This is a genomic window from Exiguobacterium sp. s56 (genome assembly GCF_018618255.1).
Lineage (GTDB): Bacteria > Bacillota > Bacilli > Exiguobacteriales > Exiguobacteriaceae > Exiguobacterium > Exiguobacterium chiriqhucha.
Genome location: NZ_JACSLR010000052.1, coordinates 1 through 377, shown reverse-complemented (window position 1 = coordinate 377; position 377 = coordinate 1). Strand labels below are relative to the sequence as shown.

At 47.2% G+C, this 377-nt stretch carries 1 protein-coding gene; it reads left to right on the top strand.

All coding sequences use genetic code 11. The features are described from left to right. On the top strand, nucleotides 1-377 hold a 377-nt coding region (locus KNP71_RS15805), incomplete at both ends, for an IS3 family transposase (protein ID WP_214831060.1).

The following is a 377-nucleotide window of genomic DNA, read 5'->3' as shown; positions in this document are numbered from 1 at the left end:
ATCGCCCCTGACCTTCTCAAGCGAGACTTCACTGCCAGTAGACCGAATAAGAAGTGGGTGACGGACATCACCTACATCCAATACGGGGGAACGACGAAGTACCTCTCCACGATCATCGACCTATTCAACAATGAGATTGTTGCCTATAAGCTATACGATCATCAACAGACGCCCCTCGTCATCGATACGTTAAGGATGGCGTTGGAGAGTCGGAACAATCCCGAAGGGATCATCATCCATTCAGATCAAGGAAGTGTCTATACATCATATGCCTTTCAAGATTTCGTAAAGAGGAAGCATCTGACGAGCAGCATGTCTCGAAGAGGCAACTGTTGGGATAATGCGGTGATCGAATCGTTTCATTCGAACTTGAAGTC